Here is a 23,665-nt window from a genome sequence, read left to right as displayed (position 1 = left end):
TGGGCTTATCCATAATGTGAGTAAGACGACAGCATTATGGATAAGCCAAATGGTTCTTAAGGAGAACAAACAGGAGTATGTTGTTTTATCCCTACATACCCGCTATTTGAGAGGAGAGCTTAATAGATGGAACCGATAACTAATAAAACAGAAATAAAAAAAAGAGGGCTGGCATTATATTTTTCTTTGCCTATAATCTCATGGGCCCTTTATGATGCGGCCAATACTATTTTTTCGTCTAATATTAACACTATCTTTTTTCCTATGTATTTACAAGATATGATTGGCTCAAATGAAGTTAATAAACAGATTGCTTCGACTTTTATTTCATATGCGAATGCATTAGCTAGCTTTCTGTTAGTTATCTTTACACCATTATTTGGCGTTATGATGGACAGAACTGGAAGAAAGAAAAAATATATTGTTATATTAACATTATTAACCGTATTTGGAACCATAGCTATGGGTTTTTTCTCTTTTATCCCGTCTACACAAATGATATTTGGGATTCCGATATCTTTATCACTTGTTATCCTCTTTTTTGTTTTATCTAAATTTACTTATCATTCTAGCTTAGTGTTCTATGATACGATGATTTCTGATTTAGGAACAAAGGAACAGATTCCATTAATCTCAGGTTTTGGTGTAGCCATCGGTTATATTGGAACACTGATTGGATTAACTGTTTATCTCTTTATAGATAAAGGGGCATATAATCAATCCTTTATTCCAACTGGTATTCTTTTTTTACTTTTATCCTTGCCATTATTTTTTTTCATTAAAGATACACCAAAAGAAAATATCCAAAAACAATCTGTTCTTTCTGGATATCGAGAAATAATAGAAACTTTTAAACAAATGAAAAGTTATCGGAAAATTTTCACCTTTATGCTTGCTTACTTTTTTCTAAATGATGCATTAGCTACTACTATTGCGACGATGTCTGCATATGCCAATGCGGTTATTGGATTAGATACTGGTAAATTTATTGTTCTTTATCTTGTGTCAACCATTGCAAGTATTATTGGTTCCTTTGTTTTTGGATATATAACGAAAAGTGTTGGTGCATACAGAGCTGTTCGTTATGTGGGGATATTGTTAGTTATTGCGATTATTATTGCAACGCTTGCTAAGAATGAAGGGTTATTCTGGGTAGCTGGCAGTTTATTTGGAGTAGCGCTTGGAAGTATGTGGGTAACAACAAGATCATATATCGTTGAAATTACGCCGGAAGAGAAAAGAGGACAATTTTTTGGTTTATTTGCTTTTTCTGGAAAAGTATCATCTATTATCGGTCCTATAATATATGGGACGATTACATTTGTTTTTGCTGAGTATGGTAATATGGCAAGTAGATTTGCACTAGGTTCCTTAATCATTCTAACTATTATCGGTTTAATTATTCATGCACGTATAAAGGAAGAATGATATTGAAAAAACTTTTCTTCTTTCCAATAGAAGAGGAAAACTAAGCTGTTCATGAAAGCTAACGATAGAAAATATTCTTTGAGAGGATTGGAATATTTTCATATTGTTCTTTCATGAACAGCATTTTTTTTAGCCATTTACTAGTAAAAATCGTGGAGACTGAAATACTATCGGATGGTGAACAGCTTTTCGTCTTTCGAATTTAGGGAAATTACCGAGTCCTACTTTAAGAGTGGATAAAAAGTCCGATATAAAAGATAGGTATAAATAATTTGATGTAGTCTGGCTAAATAAGTGAATTTTTAGGCGAGCGAAAGGACAAACAGAAATGAAAAATGATAAAGGGATACTTTTAGAAACGGGAACAAATGAATTAGAAATTGTAGAATTCAGCGTAGGAAAGAATCATTTTGGAATCAATGTGATTAAGGTTAAAGAAATCATTAATCCAGTACCTATCACACCAATCCCACACGCACACCCATATATAGAAGGGATTATGGAGTTAAGGGGAGAAGTATTAACTGTTGTTAATCTTGCAAATGTATTAGGTTATCCTCCTTCTGATACTCCTGAAAAGGACAAGTATATTGTTTCTGAATTTAATAAAACAAAAATAATTTTCCATGTTCATAATGTAACACAAATTCATCGTATATCATGGGAAAACATTGAAAAACCATCTGAGACATACTATGGAACGGAAAGTCAGATTATCGGGGTAGTCAAATTAAATGGAGAAATGATTTTATTATTAGATTTTGAAAAAATCGTTGTTGATATTAATCCGGAGTCGGGAATCAATGTTCAACAAGTAAAAAAATTAGGTGAAAGAAAAAGAAGTGACAAGAAACTAATTGTTGTGGAAGATTCTGCCCTTTTAAGAAAATTATTAGAAGACACTTTAAATGCTGCTGGATTCCAGGATATCACCTTTTTCGAAAATGGGCGTGAAGCATTAGACTATTTAACGAAAGCTATAGAGAACGGTCATCCAGTAGAAGAAGCTGCTCAGTTAATGATTACCGATATAGAAATGCCTCAAATGGATGGACATCATTTAACAAAAGTAGTGAAAGACAATCCTGACTTAGCAGCATTGCCAGTTGTTATATTTTCTTCGTTAATTACAGATGATTTAAGACATAAGGGCCAGGTAGTAGGAGCGAATGATCAAGTAAGTAAACCTGAGATTAATGAATTAATTCATATTATCGATAACATCATTTTATAAAATGTTTTTGATGTATGGTGTGGCCTTTTAGTTTAGAGACGGTTACCTGTATACTATAGATTCCCAATACTGGTCTTTGTTGATTCATATTACTTTGCATTTCTATTCTTCATTTATGAAAAATAACATTTTGTAGAAGGAAGCTTTATGAGATGCACAATTAAAACGAGACTCAACATAACTAAATAGAGGATCTTTCTGCGGGAAAGAAGCGGATTCTGCTTAATTTGTCTTTAAGAACTACTTAAAAGACCTGGGGCATAAGTGTCCCTACCAAATATAAGCCCAACCAATTATACAAAGAAGTTGGGTTTGTGATGATCACCCGCAGCCTCAATATTGTTCGGTAAGGGTTATCTAATAGTAATTTTCTGAAACAGCCTTTTAGGACGAAAAACAGCCACCCCAGCATTCGAACGTTCATGTGATGGGGTGGCTGTTTCTTTAGTTGAAATGCTTATTCTAGCCACATTCTTGTATTATAATAAGGCTGCTTATTTTCTTTTAATTGATAGAATCGAGGGGATTACCGTTTTCATTCAAGATTAATAGCTTTCACCAAGTTTTTTAAAAACAGGTTTTTGGTATTTCTTTTTGCGGATTGAATGATTTGGTGGTGTCTCTTCTTTTAATCCAGTATAGGTGGATAAAAGCTTTTTAGATTGTGTTAAGGAAAGAGTTGATTTGGGATTTCGAATACTTTGATTGAGAGATCCTAAATGTGGCAATTCCTCAAAATCCTTTTTAGTCGGAGGCAAATGAAATGTATAGTTTTCACACGCAATCAATAAATCTGATTGTTGTTGACTATATTTTGGATTATTTGAGAAGTGTAGACCGATTTTCTTTGCTTTTCCTTCTGCTAATAGTTTATGTAAACTGTCATGTTTTAATTTATATAAAAACTTTGGGTTTGGAGCAGTCTTTGCATGACGGTTTACAACTGAGATTGCTTGTAGAAGATTTACAACAGTAGGTTGTATTGGCGGCGGATATTGTTGCTGCTTATTCAATTGTTTTAACTCTCCTTTCTATTGTTTAGTACAAGTTATTATACTATTTTTACGAAAGAAAGGAAATAAAAAAAAATAGCTTGTCTGTCAAGTGTGCTCCTGAAGCAAGATTAAGATAAACTTTATTTTAAGAATAGACATAATTTTTTATCTATTTGAGTACAGAAATGGATTCACATGCCGATAATAGTAGTAAAAGAAGACGTTGGTGTATTGTGTATATCTTTTAAGAACAAATTAATATATTGCTGCATGTAAGGAATGAGATGGATGGACAAATATAACAAGAATAGCACAAGTAAGAAAATGATCGCTCAATCCAAATCAAATATAGAGAATATTATTTTTGAAATTATTTTTATGTATATTAAAGATATGGTCTTTATTATGAAAGTCGAGAAAGGGGAAGTTTTTCGCTATATTTTTGTGAATGAAGCTGCATACTTGTTTGCTAAATTACCACTCAACTTTATAGGGAAAAAAATCCAAGATGTTAATTCTGCCTACATAGCGGCTAGATTACAAAAGGAATATTCTACAGTATGTAAGATGAAGGGAAATCATAGTTATACAGATGAAATCAAGCTTGAAGATGGAAATATTATCTATGCAGAATCTGTTTTAACGCCTATAAAGGATGATCAAGATGAAGTAAAATATATTGTTTCTATTACGAGAGATATTACAGAATCCATCAAGGAAAAACATTTATTACTTGAAAGTGAACAACGATTTCGTTCATTAGTAGAGAATAACTTAGATGCTGTTCTCACAGTCAATTTAGATGGAGTTATACAGGAGGTGAATCCTGCTGGATTGAAATTAATTGGTTTTAGTGACGAAGCTAAAACGATTTTTTCGCTTTATGATCTAATAGATAGGGAGAATACAGTTTTTTATGGAAGTTTTAGAAAATGTAAACTGACAAATACATCACAATCAATCGATTGTAAATTAATGAGCACAAAGGGAACAGAATTATCTGTACATTCAAAATTCGTACCTATTATAGTGAATCGAACCATTAAGGGGATTTATGTCATCTTAAGAGATATTTCAGAAAGGAGGAAGACGGAAGAAAAGATTCAGTTTATGTCTTTTCATGATCAGCTGACAGGACTTTATAATAGACGAGCTCTAATGGAGGATATAAATCTTGAAATAAAAAGAGCGGAAACAGAGCAAGCTGCTTTCGCCTTAATGACCATTGATTTAGACAGATTTAAATATATCAATGATACATTTGGTCATATTGTAGGTGATCAAATTCTTGTAAAAGTAGCGGAACGCTTATTAGAGTTTAATAATTACAAATGTCATGTGTATCGTCAAGGAGGAGATGAATTTAATATTCTCCTTTCGCAGACGAATAGACAAGAAGCAGCAAGCAATGCTCAGCAAATCCTTTCAACCTTTGCTAATTCTTTCTATCTAGATTCTCAGGAATATTATATAAGTCCCAGTATTGGAATTAGCATGTATCCACAGGATGGAGAAGATATTGAAACATTGATAAAAAATGCTGATGAGGCACTTTTTCGAGTAAAAGAAAGAGGCAAAGCACACTATCAATTTTATCGTTCTGATATGACAACAGCTTTAACTAATATAGTATCAATTGAAACAAAATTACGAAAAGCTATTCAAAGGAATGAACTGAAATTGTATTATCAGCCGCAAATTGATTTGAATGATTATACTTTCAATAGCTTTGAAGCACTATTACGGTGGGAGAGTCCATCGTTAGGCTTGGTTGCTCCAAATGACTTTATACCGCTTGCTGAGGATACGGGTCTCATTATATCGATTGGGAATTGGGTTATTGAAACGGCGTGTGAGCAGATAAAGATTTGGAAAACACTTTACAACCTAGATACCAGAATCGCTGTGAATATTTCTCCTAAGCAATTTCAACAACCTAATTTTGTAGAAGTAATTCGAGATGCTATCCAAAAATATAACATCCAGCCATTCCTCTTAGAAGTGGAAATTACAGAAGGGGTTATGGAGAATATTAAAGAAGCAGTTCCTATTTTGCGGAATTTAAAGGAATTGGGTGTTATTATTTCTGTTGATGATTTTGGAACGGGCTATTCTTCTCTTAGCTATATAAAGCAATTTCCCATCGATGTGTTAAAAATTGACCAGTCTTTTATTAAAGATGCTGTGATAAATGCCAAGGATGCTGCCATTACAACTACAATTATTCACTTAGGTCAAAATTTAGGAATGGAAGTAATTGCAGAAGGTGTCGAGAATAAAGATCAAGAAGATTTTTTAAAAAAGGCAAATTGTCAGAAAGCACAAGGTTATTATTATTCAAAGCCATTGACTTGTGAAGACGCAGAACAATTTCTTAGGCAATTTTAAACATGATTGATAAGAGTAAATCATAAACATACAGGAGGGAAGGATAATTGAAAATTTGCCATTATAATTTAAGTGTTTAAAAAGTGTGAAGTCTTGATTTTATAGGGAATAAGAGGGTGGAGAGTAAGGCAGCCTGAATACAAATTCCTAGGGTTAGCGCGATCAAGAACTCATATGAAGAGCAGCGTTCGCCTACATAGAAAGTGAAGTGTATTCAAGCTGCTGATTAGCTGTTAGCAAATACTAAAGGGAATGCAGCCAGCCACTTAGAGATATTCAGCTTTGATCCATACAAAGTGTAAAAAACTTTTTGGCTTTAGCGATAACTAATTGCTCTTGACTTTAAAGCATGCCAGGAGTTAATAAAGTTTTTTTTATTTACTTTGACGTTTTTCTTACCAGATAAGGGATCATTTAAGTAAACATGCTCTTTACTGAACCCGACTAAAACAACTGCATGTAAATCCAATGGTGTTTTAATTGTTCTTCCATTATGTTCCCATGATTCCCATCTATCGGGTAAACGATAATCCCCAGTCGTCCACACGACAATTGGATAACCATTCTCAACATGTTTTTCTAAGTCATGAAAAGAAGAATTTGTTAAATTAACTGCTCTTTCAGGTAAATATTTGTTAACAAGATCTTCCATTGGTCTATCAAATACAGCGTAACCAGCCTTTTTTCCAGTCATATCTCCAACAAAGCCAATAGAAGGATCTCCCCATTTAATAATATTTCCGTTTTTTCGGACTAATGGATCTGAGTCCTTCTCTATGTCTTTAAAAAGGTCCATTTTCGTTACTTTAACACCAGCATAATTTAAGACCATTGCTAAACTTGTTACCTCACATCCATATCGTAATTCTGGATTTTGTTTTATCAATGGAACATCTAACAGTATTTTATTAGAAGAGCTTGATACTTGACTTACTATTTCGTTTTTTTGTCTTGGATGGTCATCAATATGGAAGTATTCCCAAACTTGCTCCGAACTAAAAAAGGGAGCGAGCAAAAGTAATAGTTTCAACAACTTCATATTACTACCTCTTTCTTGCCAACTCCTAATGTTATCATACGATATTATCATCGAAATATGAGGGCATATTATTACCAAGAAGGCTAAATTAAGTTGATTCAAGTTTAGGGATTGTTTAGAAAATAGAAAGAATTTTCTATCATTATTTCGATAGCTAGGTGTTTATATGATATAATTAAGTTTATTTAATTTCTTAAAATAAAGTGAAGAACCTTTGCTTACTAATTAATAAATCCATTTAAGATAAAGACTTTTTACTTTTTGGAAGGCGTCGATTTGCCAAATTCTTAATTATGATATGCAAAGGAGCTTGCTTTTCTTATTAGGGAGGCGATCAAAATATGGATGCTTTGGATATTTTGACTGATTTAGAAAATGTCATCCCTTATTTTCAAGCTATTTTTAGCGCTGATGAACATCAGGTTATTGGATATGAAGTATTAGGTAGATACAATGGGCAAAATGGAGTGGAAAGTCTTGGCGATTTTTTTGTAGATGAAGGAATTCCAGATGAATATAAGCTTGAAGTAGATCAAGTTATTTTGACAAAAGCTTTGGATAAAGCTTTATCCCTTGATGAGGACGTATTGCTCTTTATCAATAGAGATGCTGAAATGCTGATGAAGGATGATGGAGAATCATTTTTAGATACTTTATTGGAGTACGAAGAGAAAGGCATCAAGCTGAATCGGATCGTTCTAGAGCTGTCTGAAAGAAATTATCAAGGACAATTTGATCATTTAGATCATTTATTAATTTACTATCGAACATATGGTATAAAGATTGCGATTGATAAAATGGGAAGCGATAGCAGTTATCTTGATCGCCTAAGTGATTTAGGGCCTGACATTTTGAAGATTGATTTATTGGCTTTGCGGTCTACGTCCACCTCGCACACTTATCAAGATGTATTGTATTCATTATCTATGCTTGCTCGAAAAATTGGTGCTACTTTATTATTTGAAAATATTGAGATGGTTTATCAGCTTCAATTTGCTTGGAAAAATGGAGGAAGATTTTATCAAGGGTATTACTTACATTATCCAGAGGAGAATTTCGTTGAACGTAATATTAGAAAGGAAACATTGAGAAATATGTTTCATGAATTTATCCTTTCAGAAAAGAAGAAATTATCGACGATCTATGACTTAACAGAAGAGTTTCAAGGTCAATTACAAGCACTGCTTGTCAAATACAAGAAATATTCTACCTATGAGGAGTTATTAAAATTATTGTCTGCCGAGTTAACGGATGCTGCTTTTCGAATGTATGTTTGTGATGAAGATGGGTTTCAGAAATCTGCCAATATCATTAAATATGAGAATGATTGGCTTATACAACCCGAATATGCACATAAAAATTGGAGTTGGAGACCATATTTTTTAGAAAATATTATGAAGATGCGAACTGAAAAACGAGGGATATTATCCGATCTATATAGTGATATTGAAACCGGTGAAACGGTTAGAACGTATTCTTATCCGTTAAATTCAAAAGAATATTTATTTATTGATTTGTCCTATAATTATCTTGATCGAATGAAATTATTGCTTCCTTAACAACAAGCTGAAGAGATTTTCTCTTCAGCTTGTTTTATTAGGAATAGAAAGGGTATGGAATAGTAATGAAATGGAATCAGCGTAATTAGAGAAGGGAAGGATTTGATGAAAAAAAGCTTCTTTATCTTATTGATTATTTCTATGTGGAGTGTTTTTCCGTATTCCATTGACGCCGCCAGCCATTTGACAAGTCGAGAGGAAGTATTCGCTTTTGTAGAAAAGGCATTCCGGGCACAAGTATCATTAAGTAAAGAAGCAAGAGAAATGGAGGAGATAGAAGAAATCCTAACGCCTTATTTTTCAGACAAACTAATTTATTTATTTCTTAATGAAAACTTGACTGGAGAACAAGGGAACTTTTTTACATATGGTAATGAATTTGGTAAATATTATCTACCTTTTTATCAATTATCAGAACAAACCTTTGTAGAACAAGAAGAGAATAGTATACTCCTATATGAATATTATGAACCAATTGTTATTGGAGAAAAAGTATATGAAGGTTCTTATGAAGGGATTTTGATAAGAAAATGGAATAATAAATGGCTTATAACCAATATGCTTTCAGATAAAGAGGTAAGGTCCATTTTAAAGAGTAAAGAAAAAAACTATAGTACATTAGTGTATATGCCGTTATTTTCCATTGATAATCAAGTTACTTATATAAAGAATAATAAAAACTATAATGATTTAAACACAAATCATCTCTAATATTATCATTGTAAAGTTTATGGCGCACATTAGGTGCTGTGCGCCATAATAAGTATTAAGAAAGATTCAAAGCTTCCTTTAGCTTTTCCAAATCAAATCCATAAATGACCGTTCCATCAATTACGAATGTTGGAGTGGAAAAAGATTGATATTTCTTTATTAAGTCTTTTTTGGCACGAGGGTCCTTTTGAATATCTCTCATTTCGAAATCAAAACCATGTTCTTTTAAGAATAGCTTTGAATATTCGCAAGGGGGACAATCTGGTTGAGTAAACAATGTGATTTGACGCATAATGTTCCTCCTACTTTTATCTTTAACTAATCATACAAAGAAAGTTATTATCATGCAATTCTTTTGAGTGATAAAAGAAGTTCTTGTCATCATTTTAGCTAGAAATTATACTCCTAAGGAAAGTGTGTATGTTAATTTGTCAAATGGTAAGAATATTCAGAGGAAATAAATAATAAAAAAACACCGAGTTTTTTTCAGTTTTACTTGGACAAACTCTCGACAATCTTTTATTCTGTTAGTATTGGCATTTTACACAAGAGGCGAATTGTACTAAATTAAACGAAGAAAGTGTATAGAAACATGCTAATAGTGAAACCTATGCTTAATAAAGGTTTGTTTGAAAGGAGAGAGAGCATGTCACAATTACAAGGCATATTAACAAGATTGAAAAATCTACAAGAGCAGGCAACTGGGGGAGAACCAACTCAACGTTTCTTTGAGGTAAATGGAGAGAGAAAGTGTCAAGTAACATTCCATCCAAAAACAGAGACGTTTGAACTAGAAGTATATAATGACAAGGAAAAACCAAAAAGATATCAATTTGATAATGTTGATATGATTACAATTGAGATTTTTGATTTAATTCAGTAATCTTATTTAAAAAAACCTTCAGCAAGGTGGAATAGTCCATTTTGCTGAAGGTTTTTTTTACTTCTAGTATTAATAGTCCTGCTAACGGCTAGTAAATCAGGAGAATTCAATATAAGGATAAAAACCTGCTGAACATTGAAGATTTTTCCTACATGAAAAAAAACATGGGAAACCATACTAATGGTTGAGGTGATAAATATGATGCCGACAGTTATTTGTCCAGAATGTTCAAAAGAAGAAAAACTAGAGAATGTCTTAACTGCTCAATCTAATCAAAATGTAATCTTTCAATGCCCACATTGTCAACTGCTTGTAAGGAATATAAAAACGAGTAAGGGTTAAAAGAGCATAATGCCGAGAACTATGATAAAATGAGGTATAAATATATTTTGTGAGGAGTTTTCGGCTATGATAAGTATGCACAGCGAAGAGTTTTTAAACATTACTTTAAAGGACTTATTAATTCCATCTGAACGAGTAGCACATGTGCAGATAGGAAATAGTTTAGAACACGCTCTGCTTGTCTTAACAAAAAGTGGATACTCAGCAATACCAGTATTAGATGCTCATTATAAACTCCATGGCTTAGTCAGCACTCCGCTCATCATGGATAGCATATTAGGCTTAGAAAGAATTGAGTTTGAGAAGCTTGAAGAAATAAAAGTAGAAACAATTATGAATAAGGTAATACCAAGAGTGAAGAGCAATAGTTCTGTATTACATACGATAAAATATTTAGTAGACCATCCTTTTATTTGCGTGGAAACAGAAGATGGCTATTTTGATGGAATTTTAACAAGAAGAGCAATATTAATGCGACTTAATATTTATTTGCATCAAATCAATCAAAATGAACGCTAAACGTATTATACCTTCATCTACGGCTGCCGCTCTTGTCTGCCTCTTCATTAGAGATGTATCCCTCTTTTGATAACAATTTTTATTTTATGAGGATAATGTTATGTCAACAATTTCTGAATTACAACTATTAACTGTACTTTCACAGGAAATGAATATGCGCAAAGCAGCAGAGAGATTATTTGTCACCCAGCCAGCCCTTTCTCAAAGGCTGCAAAATATTGAGAAAGACTGGGGAACCCCGTTATTTATTAGGTCGCAAAGAGGCCTCTCTCTTACTGCCGCAGGAGAATTAGTAACGAAATTTGCAAGGGAAACTTTAAAAAAAGAAGAAGAAGTAAAAGAATCCATTCATGCATTTAAAGAAGAGGTATATGGAACATTAAAAATCGCTGTCGCTAGTATAGTAGGACAAAATTGGCTTCCAGAAGTTTTAAAACGATTTGTCGAGCGCTACCCACAAGCAAAAGTATCATTAGTAACTGGTTGGAGCAGCGATATGATGAAATCAGTTTCAGAGGATAATATGCATATCGGTATCATAAGAGGGGTATCTGATTGGAAAGGGATAAAAATGCATTTATTCGATGATCCACTTTATTTAGTGGATCGAGAAATTGCTAAGTTAGAAGATATTGCCTTAACTGATCGACCGTTTATCCAATTTAAAAGTGATTCTAACTATTACGAAGAAATACAAGTTTGGTGGCATCAGAATTTGCAAATGCCTCCTAAGAATACTATTGTTGTAGATCAAATTGAAACGTGTAAACAGCTTTCTTTTAATGGCATTGGATATAGTATCTTACCTTCCATTGCCTTAAGAAAAGCTGATGAGGCACTATCAAGAATACCATTATTTAATGATAATAATAAACCTATTACAAGAGGGACTTGGTTAATTGGCTATGAGGCAAATTTTCAATTAAAGCAAGTTCAAGCGTTCTTAGAGATTGTCAATGAATACCTTGAAGAAGAAAAAGTGAAAGCAATTAATCCTTAATATTATAATAATTATTGCTTGTTTTCATAACTTTTGTTTGGTAAAGTAATTTTTATATTGTAATTTATACATAACTGGAGGTAAAGAAATGAAAATGATGGATGCAAATGAAATTATTTCATTTATTCAAAATAGTACAAAATCTACACCTGTTAAGGTATATGTAAAAGGGGATTTATCAGCTGTTGAATTTGGTGAGAATATCCAAACCTTTATCAGCGGCAATTCTGGGGTGATTTTTGGAGAATGGACAGACATTCAAAGTGTAATTGAAGCTAATAAGGATAAAGTAACGGATTATGTAATTGAAAATGATCGCAGAAATTCCGCTATTCCTTTATTAGATTTAAAAAATATAAAAGCTCGTATTGAGCCAGGTGCAATTATTCGTGATCAAGTTGATATTGGTGATAACGCTGTTATTATGATGGGTGCTGTTATTAATATTGGTGCTGTTATCGGCGAAGGTACAATGATTGATATGGGAGTTATAATGGGTGGACGAGCTACTGTAGGTAAAAACTGTCATATTGGAGCAGGTGCAGTATTAGCTGGTGTAATTGAGCCTCCTTCTGCTAAACCAGTTATTATCGAAGATGATGTATTGGTTGGTGCAAATGCAGTTATTGTAGAGGGTGTAACTGTAGGAAAAGGTTCTGTAGTTGCTGCAGGAGCTATAGTATTAGAAGATGTTCCCGCGAATACATTAGTAGCAGGAGCACCTGCACGAGTGGTAAAAGAAATTGATGATAAAACAAAATCAAAAACAGAAATTATGCAAGAGTTACGTCAATTATAATTTTGATGAAAAGCGTGGAGAAACTTCCGCGCTTTTCTTGTAGGTAACCTAAAGGCTATGTAAAACGATATAATGAACAAAAGGAAAAGTAGGGGAGCTAGATGGGGAATACGATAGATTTAGTTACTATTCGCAGACAACTGCATAGAATTCCAGAACTTGGATTTAAAGAATTTAAAACACAGCAATATTTACTACAGATGATTCATAGCGTCGCAGATGAACGTGTAGAAGTGAAAACATGGAAGACTGGAATCATCGTAAAGGTCAATGGACTTAATCCAACAAAAACGATTGGCTATCGTGCTGATATGGATGGATTACCGATTGTGGAAGAAACAGCATTATCTTTCGTATCAGAGCATCCGACTGAAATGCATGCTTGCGGTCATGATTTTCATATGACGATCGCATTAGGTGTGCTGATAAATATTATTAATAATCCAATTAACGATGATGTGGTATTTATCTTTCAACCTGCAGAAGAGGGACCAGGAGGGGCTGAACCGATGTTGAAAAGTGAGGAGCTCCAAGCATGGAAGCCAGATATGATAATAGCACTTCATGTTGCTCCTGAATATCCTGTAGGGACGATTGCGATTAAGCCTGGCTTATTATTTGCGAATACATCAGAACTCTTTATTGATTTAAAAGGGAAAGGGGGACATGCAGCCTATCCTCACTTAACAAATGATATGGTCGTTGCTGCATGTACATTGGTATCCCAGCTCCAGTCAATCGTGTCTAGAAATATAAATCCACTAGAAAGTGCTGTTGTAACGATTGGGAAAATCACAGGCGGTACGGTTCAAAATGTTATCGCCGAAACAGCAAGGCTAGAAGGAACGATGCGTACGCTTTCTAGTGAAGCAATGGAAAAAGTGAAAAATCGCGTCCAATCTTTAGTAAAAGGAACTGAAATCGCCTATGACTGTGAATGCACCATTGATTTCGGAAGTGGTTATTATCAAGTGGATAATAATGAGCTATTAACAAAAGAGTTTATGAATTTTATTATAGAGGAAACAGAAGCAACATTATTTGAGTGTAAAGAAGCCATGACAGGGGAAGATTTCGGCTATATGTTAAAGGAAATCCCAGGATTTATGTTTTGGCTTGGAGTAGACTCTCCCTTTGGATTACATCATAGCAAGCTCAATCCAAAAGAGGATGCCTTACAGGTGGCTGTAAATATATTAACAGCGTATTTAACCAAAAAAGGCAATTAAGAATATTTAGAGGAACTCTGTTTATATAAAAGAGAAGGCTTACTGCGTAATGGAGCAGTAAGCCTTGTTTTAACTCTTTTTATCTACTATAAGCGGAGTTTCTGGAAGTTTAATACCATTTTCATCAAGCGCGATCTTTACTTCTTGTCTGATTAATCGCTCGACCCCCCATTGCTCCATATTGATGGTTTTGGCCAGTATTCTAATAGTGATAGTATTTGATTCCATGTTTTGTATCCCAATCACATCTGGTCCATCCGTAATTACTGGATTTTCTTTGGCGATACGTTCACATAAGGCTTTAAAATTTCTAATGTTTTCGGTAGATCATTATGTACAGAAATATCTATATCTACTAAAGCTTGCATTTCTCCCCGAGAGTGGTTACTTAGCTGTGTGATTTCACGATTAGGGATAAAGTGCAGAGTTCCATCAGCAGCTCTAATTTGTGTTGTTCGCAGCCCTACTTGTTCAACAGTACCTGAAAAATCTCCTATTGATACAAGTTCACCCACTTCTAATTGTTTTTCTAATAATAAAAAGAATCCTGACACTAGGTCGCTTACTAAACCTTGTGCACCAAAACCAACTGCTAATCCAATAATACCAGCTCCAGCTAATATGGCCGTTGCGTCAATTCCTAGTAATTGAAGAATGGTAATAATGAGTATAAAAAATAATACATAAGTAATTACATTATTCGTTAAGCTTTCTAAAGTGAAGGCTCTGCCTCGGGAGATAGAATGCTTTTGAATATAAGTTTCGAATAATTTATTTATTACTTTCTTAGCCATCTTCTTGATGAAAATATAACTTAACAAGATCAAGAGAATTTTTATAGTTACATAGGAAGTGTCTAGAAGGAAATCCCCCCATTCAATATTTCGAATATTCGTTTTAACTTCATCCACATACATCATTAGAAATTGTACTCCTTTTATTAAAAAATAAGTTTTTTCTTTTTATTCCCTTTAAAGTATTTGATAAACTAAGAGGTGAAGCTATTCTATTGAGCTTCGTATAAGTTAGTTACTTTAATAGGTTTGCAAATAGGATATTCTGTTTATCTGAAAGCGGGGAGACATGATTCACTAACTTTTTATGCAAATGTATATATAGGGATAGAAGGAAAGAAGGTAACGAATCATTGAAAATAGGTGAGCAACTTCCAAACTGGAACACTCCGACCATATGGGTTAACGGAGAAACAAAGCTTACAGATGAAATAAGAGATAAGCTGATTTTAATTCATTTTTGGTCTGTAAGTTGTTATTTTTGTAAAAAGGCTATGCCCGAATTAAACCAATATAGGGAGTTATATAAGGATAATCTTGTAATAATATCTGTGCATTTCCCGCGAACAGAGCGAGATTTAGATATTGATTTAATAAAACAGACTGCCGAGACGTATAGTATGACACAATCTATTTATGTAGATCATGACTTTCAGCTAGCCAAGACGTTTTCGAATGAATATGTTCCCTCCTACTATTTATTTGATAGGGAAAGAAAGCTGCGGTACTACCAGGCGGGCGGTACTAATTTAAAAATGTTAAATACACGTATCAACCGTGTCATAAATAATCAACAATAACTGGTTGGGAAACATCATTAGCTTTTGTATGTTAATCAAGTGATTTAATGTTATAATAGGGACGATTTATTTAGGTGAAATTTTTATGATTGTTGGAGGATTTTATTGTGAAAAGAGCTTTTGCGGTTATTGGCCTCGGAAGATTTGGTGGTAGTATTTGCAGGGAATTAACCGAGCTAGGTATGGATGTAATGGTCATTGATAAAAGTGAAGAAAAAGTAAATGAATACGCAAATCTAGTTTCACATGCAGTGGTAGGTAATGCAGTAGATGAAACAGTATTGAAAGGTCTCGGAATCCGTAATTTTGACCATGTTATTGTTGCAATTGGGGAAGATATCCAAGCAAGTATTTTAACAACTTTAATGCTGAAGGAATTAGGAGTGCAAAATATAACGGTAAAAGCCCAAAATGATTATCATGAGAAAGTACTAAGTAAAATAGGGGCAGATGCAGTTGTTCATCCTGAAAGGGATATGGGCAAGAGAATAGCCCATAATATTGTCTCTAACAATGTCCTAGATTATTTAGAGCTATCGGATGAGCATAGTATTGTGGAAATTAAAGCAAGTCATAAATTAGATGGTCGCTCGATCATTGATTTAGATATTCGTGCCAGATATGGAATTACTATTGTTGCCATAAAAAGAGGGAAGGAAATTATCGTTTCTCCTCAAGCATCAGAATCAATCAGAGAAAAGGATATCTTGATCGTAATTGGAGCTGACTCGGATATTAACCGTTTTGAGAACAAGGTTATGTCTTAACAAGAAAAAGGAGCTATTTGTTCGTTATCGAACGAATAGCTCCTTTTTACTTATTTATACTTCCATAATAATAGGAAGGATCATTGGGCGACGTTTTGTTTTTTCATATAGGAATGGAGAAATAGTATCAATTATTTCATTCTTTATTTCTGACCATTGTGTCGTTTTGCGCTCCATTACTTTATTTAAATGTTTACTTATTAATGTTTGTGCATCATTGATTAAATCACCAGACTCGCGCATATACACAAATCCTCTTGAAATAAGATCAGGTCCAGCGGCAATTCTAAAATCAGTCATATTAATACTTACCACGACAACCACTAAGCCTTCTTCTGAAAGAATTCGACGATCGCGTAAAACGATATTACCAATATCGCCAATTCCGCTTCCATCAATATATACATTTCCAGATGGAATTTTACCAGCGACCTGTGCTGTATCGCTTGAAAGTGCTAATACTTCACCATTATCCATAATAAAGCAGTTCTCTTCTTTTACACCACAATCAACAGCAGTTTGTGCGTGTGTTTTTTGCATTCTAAACTCTCCATGAATTGGCATAAAGAATTTAGGTTTAATTAATCGAAGCATTAACATTTGCTCTTGTTGACCGCCATGACCAGAAGTATGAATATTGTTAAGTGGTCCATGAATTACTTCCGCACCTGCTCGGTAAAGTTGATTAATTGTTTTATTAACACTTAATGTATTACCTGGTACTGGATTGGAAGAGAATACCACAGTGTCACCAGGGATAATTTGGATTTGTCTATGTGTACCATTAGCAATTCTTGATAGAGCTGCCATTGGTTCACCTTGGCTTCCTGTACAAAGTATGACCACTTGATTAGCCGGCAGTCGGTTAATTTGTTGCGGGTCAACAAAGGTTTCTTTTGGTGCTTTTATAAAGCCAAGTTCTAAACCGATGTTAATAGCTGCTTCCATACTGCGTCCAAAAACAGCTATTTTGCGGCCAAACTCTACGGCTGCATCTGTTACTTGCTGTAAACGATAAATATTGGAAGCGAAAGTAGCGAAAATCAATCTACCGTCGGCTTTGATAAAAGTATCATGGATGCTTTTTCCGACTTTTTTTTCAGACATAGTAAAATTAGGTACTTCACTATTTGTACTATCAGATAATAAGCACAAAACGCCTTCTTTCCCTATTTCAGCCATTTTTGTTAAATTGGCAGGTTCCCCAACTGGAGTAAAGTCAAATTTAAAATCTCCAGTGTGTACAATGTTCCCAGGTGGTGTTTTGACAACAATCCCATAGGAGTCAGGTATACTATGAGTAGTTCTAAAGAAAGAAACAGATGTTTTTCTAAATTTAATAATATCGTCTTCTTGAATTTCGTGCATCGTTGTTTGTCGCAATAAACCATGCTCTTCTAGCTTGTTACGAACAAGTGCTAATGCCAGTTTGCCTCCGTAAAGAGGGATATTAACTTGTCTTAAAAGGTAAGGAATACCACCAATATGATCTTCGTGACCATGCGTGATAAATAAGCCTTTAATTTTGTCTGCGTTCTTCTCTAAAAAAGTATAATCAGGAATAACATAGTCAATTCCTAAAAGCTCGTCCTCAGGAAATTTAATCCCAGCATCAATTAAAATAATTTCATCTTGAAACTGGACACCATACGTATTTTTACCGATTTCCCCTAATCCTCCTAGGGCAAATACAGCAGTTTGATCATTTTTTACAAATTTCATTATTCAATCTCCAATACTGTAAAGTCTTCGTTTTGTTGTTCATATTCTAAGAATGCACCTTCTACGCTAGTAATAAACTCGATATTATATGGTTTTTCTGCTAATTTTGTTCGAACATCTCTTTCTGATACACCTTTTACGAAAATAGTTCTAGTATTTTCTCTTACTGGTACCTCTGTTTTTAAATCTTGAAAATATACTTTAAATATCATTGTAAATCGCTCCTTAATCATTTGTTTCTGAAATTTATTATATAAAAAAACAACATGGTTTTCATGTTTTTTCTTTTAATAGCCATTATATTAGAAAGGTTCTTTTCTCAGTAAATTCATATAAAAATGAGGAATGAAAAAAGATATTTACCCTCTATATATTATTATGAAACATAATAATATTACATAACTTTTATGTATGATCATTCTAATGAAATCGTTATTAAAACAAAAGGTCAGACTCAGTACCACAATGCTTGGTTTGTATAGCGGTATAATAACCACTATATTTAACTAAGCGTGGTATAGGCCGGACCATAAAAATACCCTTCAATTTTTTAAGCTATTGTTTTTTTGCGAAGTAAATCTTTCCACTGTTTTAAAAGCTTTTTTCTTAGCTTCTTTAACATAGTGGATCATCTCCTTAACTCTATTTTAAACCATTCTTGGACAAAGTAAAGTCATCTTCTCATTTTATATTTCTTTTTGTAAAAAATAGTTTATTAGATGGTGTTTTTTCAATCCGATTATTCAAAATGGAAGGCGATTTTACATTATTTTAGCTACGGAAGAATGGTTTACTCCTTTTATTTGGCCCTATTCCATTTGCGGTTCTGTATGAGAGTGTTTAGGAAGCTCCATCTTCCATCTTTAGTGTGAAGCCAATGGAAAGAAAGTTTTTTGACACGATGAGCATTCCTTGTATTTGCTATGAAAACAGCCTTTTATATAAATAGTATATGAATATTTTTGTAGGATTCTCATGGATAATGTTGGTAATTGTAAAATAGGCTGAATGGAAAGTGAGCAATTGCAGCGGGGTAAAGCCTTATTTAGTATGAAACAGGGGCGAAATAAGAGAAAGAAGAAGAGGCTCGAATAATGATGATCGAACCATTTCTTAGATACAAAATTTATCTTTCAACAGGTATTGCATTATCAATAGGAAGAAAAGGATCTTTTTCATTGATATGATCATAAAACATCACACCATTAAGATGATCAATTTCATGTTGGAATACAATTGCTGGTAATCCTTTAAGGCGTAATTTAATTTCTTTTCCGTCTAAATCGATCCCTTTCAAAGTAATTCTTGCATACCTTGGAACGAAACCTGGAATGGTTTCATCGACAGAAAGGCAGCCTTCGCCAGTTGTTAAATAAGCTTTTTCTATGGAATGGCTAATGATTTTAGGATTGAATAAAGCGTAGCTGTATTGCTTGTCATTTTCATCTTTAACATGCACAGCAATCATTCTTTTGGAAACATTTATTTGCGGAGCAGCTAAGCCTACTCCGCCTCTTAAACCATACTTTTCTGCTAATTCGGGGTTTTGGCTATTTATTAAATATTCCATCATGCTTTTTAGAATGCTTTTGTCTTCTTCGCTTGGTGGCATGGTAACTTCACTTGCCACTTGTCTCAGTGTTGGATGACCGTCGCGAATAATATCTGTCATTGTTATCAAAATAATCACTTCCTTGTATCTAACGGTTTATAAAAGTAGTCTAACAGAGATAGAATAAAAAGTTAATAAATGAGAATAGTACTTTATGCAAGAAGATAATTAGATATACCTATAATATATTATAGGACAAGCTAATATGTTTATAATATAAAAATATTTCTAAAGTAATCAGCGCTGCCTGTTAAAAAAATCAGCAACTGATAATTATGCAGGGAAGAATTGTGTTTTTATCAAATTTTTTAAAGAATCAAGATGGATACGAAGAAGGGAACCATTATTGTCAAAGTACAGAAGAATCGATATAGTAATAAGAAAGTGAGGAGGAAAGAAATGAAACGAAGTGTTTTAATTAGTACAATTATGCTTTTTACGATAATTGCTGCTGGGTGCAATTTTAATTCTCCAAGTGAGAAAATGTATGAAAAACTAGAAGAAGTAGTTAAGATTGAAAGTGGTTTTGAAGAACAGCAAGAGCCTCTTGTCAAATTAGAAAAGAAGGAACAAGATATTTATTCTAAAATAATTAGTCTTGGATTAGAGGACATGGATGAAATTACAAAATTATCGGACGAAGCTCTAGAATCTATTTCTAAAAGAAAAGAATATATGGATAAAGAAGCAGACAGTATAAAACAGTCACAAAAAAAGTTTGAAACAATAGCGACAGACATAGAAGAATTAGATAAAAAGGAAGAGAAATCATTAAAGAATAAGGCAGATGATCTTTACCAAACAATGATGGCCCGTTATGAAGAACATGATAAATTATACGCAAATTACATAGAAGGGCTTAATAGTGATAAAAAGCTTTATGAAATGTTTAAAGATGAAGACGTGAATATGGACGATTTAGAAAAACAAGTAAAAAAGATCAATGATACGTATGAGACGGTTTATAAAAATAACCAAACATTTAATGAATTAACGAAGAAATATAATGATTTGAAAGTAGATTTCTATAAAGAAGCCGGCATAAAAATCAAAATGAATGAAGAGGAAGAAGAGAAAAAGTAATACTTATTATTTGATTATTACCTTTATCCTATTAAAATTTTTATAAGTTACAAAATAGAGAGGACAAACGGGGCATGAATTTTGTTTCTTTGGACACACTTTGTTTTGTGGCTTTTTTTTGTAGGATACTATTTTAAAATGTAGGAGGTGCTTTGTATCATGCAGTATTCAAAACATACAAAGAGTTCATATAGACAAGGAATGATTTTTCGACACTCAGGGAAGTTATTATAAAACAGTTGTAAATAGTGTTTTCTGTATGATACAGATGTTGTGTTGTAAATAATACAGATGTATTAATTTTGTGTAAAAAAATAATAAAAACTTCGAGCTTAAAGATTGACGGATAATATTTAAGTATATTAAATTTATAAATGTATTGAACAGTTGTATTAATATTTACATATAAATAATTGATACAGTCTATACGGAAACCGAATTAATTTTATAAGACGTTTTTTCTTGCGTATTTTGTGGAAAACTGTTTAAGTATGGTTTTTTTTGTTGCTTAGAGCGATATGCTTTAAGGAATAGAAAGCGTTACCCAACTAAGTGTTTACCACGTTGAAACACATTGTAAACATCTATTTGTTTTACAGAAAAAAGTCTTTTAATATGAAAGGAAAGGGTGGCTTTAATGGCTTCTAAAACAAAGAAGGCACAATTTGATGTGCAAGCACAGCTTGAACAAGTGGCAAACCAATTTCAAACACTTCAGATTTTAAATGAAGAGGGTGAAGTTGTAAACGAATCTGCAATGCCTGATTTAAGTGATGAGCAATTACAAGAATTAATGACTCGTATGGTTTATACTCGTATTCTTGATCAACGCTCTATTTCATTAAACAGACAAGGTCGCCTAGGTTTCTATGCACCTACTGCAGGACAAGAAGCTTCGCAATTGGCTTCACAATTCGCATTAGAAAAAGAAGATTTTATTCTTCCAGGATATCGTGATGTTCCGCAAATTATTTGGCATGGACTTCCTTTATCTCAAGCATTCTTATTCTCACGTGGTCACTTCCAAGGAAACCAAATTCCTGAAGGTGTAAACGTAATTTCTCCACAAATCATTATTGGTGCACAATACATCCAAACTGCTGGTGTAGCATTAGGAATGAAAAAACGTGGTGCTAAAGCTGTTGCGATCACTTATACAGGTGATGGTGGAGCTTCACAAGGTGATTTTTACGAAGGAATTAACTTTGCTGGTGCATTTAAAGCTCCTGCAATTTTCGTTGTACAAAACAACCGTTTTGCAATTTCTACTCCAGTTGAGAAACAATCTGCTGCGAAAACAATTGCTCAAAAAGCAGTTGCTGCAGGTATCCCTGGAATTCAAGTAGATGGTATGGATCCATTAGCAGTTTACGCTGCTGTACGTGAAGCTCGTGAAAGAGCAATCAACGGTGAAGGTCCAACATTAATTGAAACTTTAACTTACCGTTATGGTCCACATACAATGGCTGGGGATGACCCAACTCGTTACCGTACTGCTGATCTTGATAGCGAATGGGAAAAGAAAGACCCATTAGTACGTTTCCGTAAATTCCTTGAAAACAAAGGTATTTGGAATGAAGAGAAAGAAAACGCAGTAATCGAACGTGCTAAAGAAGAAATTAAAGAGGCAATCAAAATTGCTGATGAAGCTCCAAAACAAAAAGTTACTGACTTAATGAACATCATGTATGAAGAGTTACCAGTTAACTTAAAAGAACAATATGAAATTTATGCAGCAAAGGAGTCGAAGTAAGCCATGGCGCAAATGACTATGATTCAAGCAATCACTGATGCGTTACGCACAGAATTACGTAATGATCCAAATGTATTAGTATTTGGAGAAGACGTAGGTGTAAACGGCGGTGTATTCCGTGCGACAGAAGGTCTTCAAAAAGAATTCGGTGAAGATCGTGTATTTGATACTCCATTAGCTGAATCTGGAATTGGCGGATTAGCAATCGGTTTAGGACTTCAAGGTTACCGTCCAGTACCGGAAATTCAATTCTTTGGTTTCGTTTATGAAGTAATGGATAGTATTTCTGGACAAATGGCTCGTATGCGTTATCGTTCAGGTGGTCGCTACAATGCACCGGTAACTATTCGTTCCCCATTTGGTGGTGGAGTTCATACTCCTGAACTTCATGCCGACAGCTTAGAAGGATTAATGGCACAACAACCTGGTCTTAAAGTTGTTATCCCATCAACTCCTTATGATGCTAAAGGTTTATTAATTTCTGCTATTCGTGATAACGATCCTGTTATTTTCTTAGAGCATATGAAATTATACCGTTCATTCCGTCAAGAAGTTCCAGAAGAAGAGTATACTATTCCTCTTGGAAAAGCGGATGTAAAACGTGAAGGTAAAGACCTTTCTATCATTACTTATGGAGCAATGGTTCAAGAGTCTATTAAAGCAGCAGAAGAATTAGAAAAAGAAGGATACTCAGTGGAAGTAGTTGACTTACGTACTGTTAGCCCACTTGATATCGAAACAATCATTGGATCTGTTGAAAAAACAGGTAGAGCTGTGGTAGTTCAAGAAGCACAAAAACAAGCTGGTATTGCAGCTAATGTTGTTGCTGAAATCAATGATCGTGCAATTCTAAGCTTAGAAGCTCCAGTTCTACGTGTAACTGCACCAGATACTGTTTTTGCATTCACACAAGCTGAAACTGTATGGCTTCCAAACTTTAAAGATATTATTGAAACAGCTAAAAAAGTTCTAACTTTCTAATTAAAACCGAATAATATTCGCACAAGA

22 protein-coding genes and 1 pseudogene are annotated in these 23,665 nt (G+C 33.7%); 16 read left to right on the top strand and 7 right to left on the bottom strand.

All coding sequences use genetic code 11. The features are described from left to right. The first annotated feature begins 126 nt into the window (after positions 1 to 126). Positions 127 to 1,428 carry an MFS transporter gene (locus BCI01S_RS04055; protein WP_047942972.1) on the top strand — a complete coding sequence of 434 codons (1,302 nt, stop codon included), beginning with the start codon at positions 127 to 129 and terminating at the stop codon, positions 1,426 to 1,428. A gap of 328 nt (positions 1,429 to 1,756) precedes the next feature. Further along, the gene (locus tag BCI01S_RS04050; protein ID WP_061796799.1) at positions 1,757 to 2,662 is read left to right on the top strand and encodes a chemotaxis protein; all 906 of its coding nucleotides are present in this window, start codon (positions 1,757 to 1,759) and stop codon (positions 2,660 to 2,662) included. 545 nt (positions 2,663 to 3,207) lie between these two features. Here BCI01S_RS04050 and BCI01S_RS04045 read toward each other — a convergent pair. Continuing rightward, a complete protein-coding gene (locus BCI01S_RS04045) occupies positions 3,208 to 3,675 on the bottom strand; it encodes a YkyB family protein (RefSeq protein WP_047942975.1) in 468 nt (155 codons plus the stop codon). 270 nt (positions 3,676 to 3,945) lie between these two features. Here BCI01S_RS04045 and BCI01S_RS04040 point away from each other — a divergent pair, with 270 nt between their 5' ends. Next, positions 3,946 to 6,045, top strand: a complete 2,100-nt coding sequence (locus BCI01S_RS04040; protein ID WP_082138362.1) for a sensor domain-containing protein — start codon at positions 3,946 to 3,948, stop codon at positions 6,043 to 6,045. 316 nt (positions 6,046 to 6,361) lie between these two features. Here the strand turns inward: BCI01S_RS04040 and BCI01S_RS04035 are convergent, their stop codons facing one another. Next, complete coding sequence (locus BCI01S_RS04035; protein ID WP_047942977.1) at positions 6,362 to 7,084, bottom strand: C39 family peptidase; 723 nt, start codon at positions 7,082 to 7,084, stop codon at positions 6,362 to 6,364. Positions 7,085 to 7,425: 341 nt separating this feature from the next. Here BCI01S_RS04035 and BCI01S_RS04030 point away from each other — a divergent pair, with 341 nt between their 5' ends. Both BCI01S_RS04030 and BCI01S_RS04025 read left to right on the top strand, forming a co-directional pair. After that, on the top strand, positions 7,426 to 8,643 hold the full coding sequence (locus BCI01S_RS04030; RefSeq protein WP_047942979.1) for an EAL domain-containing protein: 1,218 nt from the start codon (positions 7,426 to 7,428) through the stop codon (positions 8,641 to 8,643). Between the two features lie 105 nt (positions 8,644 to 8,748). Next, positions 8,749 to 9,354, top strand: a complete 606-nt coding sequence (locus BCI01S_RS04025) for a DUF3993 domain-containing protein (protein ID WP_061796797.1) — start codon at positions 8,749 to 8,751, stop codon at positions 9,352 to 9,354. A 55-nt stretch (positions 9,355 to 9,409) separates the two neighbouring features. Here BCI01S_RS04025 and BCI01S_RS04020 read toward each other — a convergent pair whose 3' ends face one another. Beyond that, a complete protein-coding gene (locus BCI01S_RS04020; RefSeq protein ID WP_061796795.1) occupies positions 9,410 to 9,646 on the bottom strand; it encodes a glutaredoxin family protein in 237 nt (78 codons plus the stop codon). 354 nt (positions 9,647 to 10,000) lie between these two features. On the opposite strand from BCI01S_RS04020, the gene BCI01S_RS04015 reads away from it, so the two are divergent. The 6 genes from BCI01S_RS04015 (at position 10,001) to BCI01S_RS03995 (ending at position 14,126) form a co-directional block, all read left to right on the top strand. Beyond that, positions 10,001 to 10,237, top strand: a complete 237-nt coding sequence (locus BCI01S_RS04015; protein ID WP_016200943.1) for a YkuJ family protein — start codon at positions 10,001 to 10,003, stop codon at positions 10,235 to 10,237. A gap of 180 nt (positions 10,238 to 10,417) precedes the next feature. Further along, positions 10,418 to 10,579: a hypothetical protein gene (locus BCI01S_RS25160; RefSeq protein WP_156485386.1), complete on the top strand. Its 162-nt coding sequence runs from the start codon at positions 10,418 to 10,420 to the stop codon at positions 10,577 to 10,579. 66 nt (positions 10,580 to 10,645) lie between these two features. Further along, positions 10,646 to 11,098 carry a cyclic-di-AMP-binding protein CbpB gene (cbpB, locus tag BCI01S_RS04010; RefSeq protein ID WP_047942983.1) on the top strand — a complete coding sequence of 151 codons (453 nt, stop codon included), beginning with the start codon at positions 10,646 to 10,648 and terminating at the stop codon, positions 11,096 to 11,098. Positions 11,099 to 11,198: 100 nt separating this feature from the next. After that, positions 11,199 to 12,098 carry a transcriptional regulator CcpC gene (gene ccpC, locus BCI01S_RS04005; RefSeq protein WP_047942984.1) on the top strand — a complete coding sequence of 300 codons (900 nt, stop codon included), beginning with the start codon at positions 11,199 to 11,201 and terminating at the stop codon, positions 12,096 to 12,098. An 88-nt stretch (positions 12,099 to 12,186) separates the two neighbouring features. Next, positions 12,187 to 12,897 carry a 2,3,4,5-tetrahydropyridine-2,6-dicarboxylate N-acetyltransferase gene (gene dapD / locus BCI01S_RS04000; RefSeq protein WP_047942985.1) on the top strand — a complete coding sequence of 237 codons (711 nt, stop codon included), beginning with the start codon at positions 12,187 to 12,189 and terminating at the stop codon, positions 12,895 to 12,897. Between the two features lie 101 nt (positions 12,898 to 12,998). Beyond that, the gene (locus tag BCI01S_RS03995; protein WP_047942986.1) at positions 12,999 to 14,126 is read left to right on the top strand and encodes an N-acetyldiaminopimelate deacetylase; all 1,128 of its coding nucleotides are present in this window, start codon (positions 12,999 to 13,001) and stop codon (positions 14,124 to 14,126) included. 69 nt (positions 14,127 to 14,195) lie between these two features. Here the strand turns inward: BCI01S_RS03995 and BCI01S_RS03990 are convergent. Further along, positions 14,196 to 15,043, bottom strand: a pseudogene (locus BCI01S_RS03990) (mechanosensitive ion channel family protein). Positions 15,044 to 15,273: 230 nt separating this feature from the next. On the opposite strand from BCI01S_RS03990, the gene BCI01S_RS03985 reads away from it, so the two are divergent. Both BCI01S_RS03985 and BCI01S_RS03980 read left to right on the top strand, forming a co-directional pair. Continuing rightward, entirely contained in the window at positions 15,274 to 15,720 is a 447-nt protein-coding gene (locus BCI01S_RS03985) for a TlpA family protein disulfide reductase (protein ID WP_047942988.1), read from the top strand. A 107-nt stretch (positions 15,721 to 15,827) separates the two neighbouring features. Beyond that, a complete protein-coding gene (locus BCI01S_RS03980) occupies positions 15,828 to 16,487 on the top strand; it encodes a potassium channel family protein (protein ID WP_047942990.1) in 660 nt (219 codons plus the stop codon). A gap of 54 nt (positions 16,488 to 16,541) precedes the next feature. On the opposite strand, the gene rnjA is transcribed toward BCI01S_RS03980, so the two are convergent. The 3 genes from rnjA to def form a co-directional block, all read right to left on the bottom strand. After that, complete coding sequence (gene rnjA, locus BCI01S_RS03975) at positions 16,542 to 18,209, bottom strand: ribonuclease J1 (protein ID WP_047942991.1); 1,668 nt, start codon at positions 18,207 to 18,209, stop codon at positions 16,542 to 16,544. Next, on the bottom strand, positions 18,209 to 18,421 hold the full coding sequence (locus BCI01S_RS03970; RefSeq protein WP_047942992.1) for a DNA-dependent RNA polymerase subunit epsilon: 213 nt from the start codon (positions 18,419 to 18,421) through the stop codon (positions 18,209 to 18,211). The genes rnjA and BCI01S_RS03970 overlap by 1 nt, the downstream gene beginning before the upstream one ends. A 914-nt stretch (positions 18,422 to 19,335) precedes the next feature. After that, entirely contained in the window at positions 19,336 to 19,890 is a 555-nt protein-coding gene (gene def, locus BCI01S_RS03965; protein WP_047942993.1) for a peptide deformylase, read from the bottom strand. A 330-nt stretch (positions 19,891 to 20,220) separates the two neighbouring features. Between def and BCI01S_RS03960 the strand changes: the two genes are divergently transcribed. From BCI01S_RS03960 to BCI01S_RS03950, 3 genes are all read left to right on the top strand, one after another. Then, a complete protein-coding gene (locus BCI01S_RS03960) occupies positions 20,221 to 20,904 on the top strand; it encodes a YkyA family protein (protein ID WP_053215713.1) in 684 nt (227 codons plus the stop codon). Positions 20,905 to 21,541: 637 nt separating this feature from the next. Continuing rightward, the gene (gene pdhA / locus BCI01S_RS03955; RefSeq protein WP_047942994.1) at positions 21,542 to 22,657 is read left to right on the top strand and encodes a pyruvate dehydrogenase (acetyl-transferring) E1 component subunit alpha; all 1,116 of its coding nucleotides are present in this window, start codon (positions 21,542 to 21,544) and stop codon (positions 22,655 to 22,657) included. Positions 22,658 to 22,660: 3 nt separating this feature from the next. Continuing rightward, the gene (locus BCI01S_RS03950) at positions 22,661 to 23,638 is read left to right on the top strand and encodes an alpha-ketoacid dehydrogenase subunit beta (RefSeq protein ID WP_047942995.1); all 978 of its coding nucleotides are present in this window, start codon (positions 22,661 to 22,663) and stop codon (positions 23,636 to 23,638) included. The last annotated feature ends 27 nt before the right edge of the window (positions 23,639 to 23,665 follow it).

Source organism: Niallia circulans NBRC 13626 (assembly GCF_001591585.1).
GTDB classification, from domain to species: Bacteria; Bacillota; Bacilli; order Bacillales; family Cytobacillaceae; genus Niallia; species Niallia circulans.
The sequence above is the reverse complement of the archived record's forward strand: the minus strand, read 5'-3'. Positions and strand labels throughout refer to the sequence as shown.

Coding starts and splice junctions, on each gene's coding strand:
- ccpC (WP_047942984.1), top strand. CDS start 11,199: ATGTCAACAATTTCTGAATTACAACTATTAACTGTACTTTCACAGGAA.
- BCI01S_RS04050 (WP_061796799.1), top strand. CDS start 1,757: ATGAAAAATGATAAAGGGATACTTTTAGAAACGGGAACAAATGAATTA.
- cbpB (WP_047942983.1), top strand. CDS start 10,646: ATGATAAGTATGCACAGCGAAGAGTTTTTAAACATTACTTTAAAGGAC.
- BCI01S_RS04035 (WP_047942977.1), bottom strand. CDS start 7,084: ATGAAGTTGTTGAAACTATTACTTTTGCTCGCTCCCTTTTTTAGTTCG.
- dapD (WP_047942985.1), top strand. CDS start 12,187: ATGAAAATGATGGATGCAAATGAAATTATTTCATTTATTCAAAATAGT.
- BCI01S_RS03950 (WP_047942995.1), top strand. CDS start 22,661: ATGGCGCAAATGACTATGATTCAAGCAATCACTGATGCGTTACGCACA.
- rnjA (WP_047942991.1), bottom strand. CDS start 18,209: ATGAAATTTGTAAAAAATGATCAAACTGCTGTATTTGCCCTAGGAGGA.
- pdhA (WP_047942994.1), top strand. CDS start 21,542: ATGGCTTCTAAAACAAAGAAGGCACAATTTGATGTGCAAGCACAGCTT.
- BCI01S_RS04055 (WP_047942972.1), top strand. CDS start 127: ATGGAACCGATAACTAATAAAACAGAAATAAAAAAAAGAGGGCTGGCA.
- BCI01S_RS03995 (WP_047942986.1), top strand. CDS start 12,999: ATGGGGAATACGATAGATTTAGTTACTATTCGCAGACAACTGCATAGA.
- BCI01S_RS04040 (WP_082138362.1), top strand. CDS start 3,946: ATGGACAAATATAACAAGAATAGCACAAGTAAGAAAATGATCGCTCAA.
- BCI01S_RS04015 (WP_016200943.1), top strand. CDS start 10,001: ATGTCACAATTACAAGGCATATTAACAAGATTGAAAAATCTACAAGAG.
- BCI01S_RS03970 (WP_047942992.1), bottom strand. CDS start 18,421: ATGATATTTAAAGTATATTTTCAAGATTTAAAAACAGAGGTACCAGTA.
- BCI01S_RS25160 (WP_156485386.1), top strand. CDS start 10,418: ATGGTTGAGGTGATAAATATGATGCCGACAGTTATTTGTCCAGAATGT.
- BCI01S_RS03960 (WP_053215713.1), top strand. CDS start 20,221: ATGAAACGAAGTGTTTTAATTAGTACAATTATGCTTTTTACGATAATT.
- BCI01S_RS04025 (WP_061796797.1), top strand. CDS start 8,749: ATGAAAAAAAGCTTCTTTATCTTATTGATTATTTCTATGTGGAGTGTT.
- BCI01S_RS04020 (WP_061796795.1), bottom strand. CDS start 9,646: ATGCGTCAAATCACATTGTTTACTCAACCAGATTGTCCCCCTTGCGAA.
- BCI01S_RS04030 (WP_047942979.1), top strand. CDS start 7,426: ATGGATGCTTTGGATATTTTGACTGATTTAGAAAATGTCATCCCTTAT.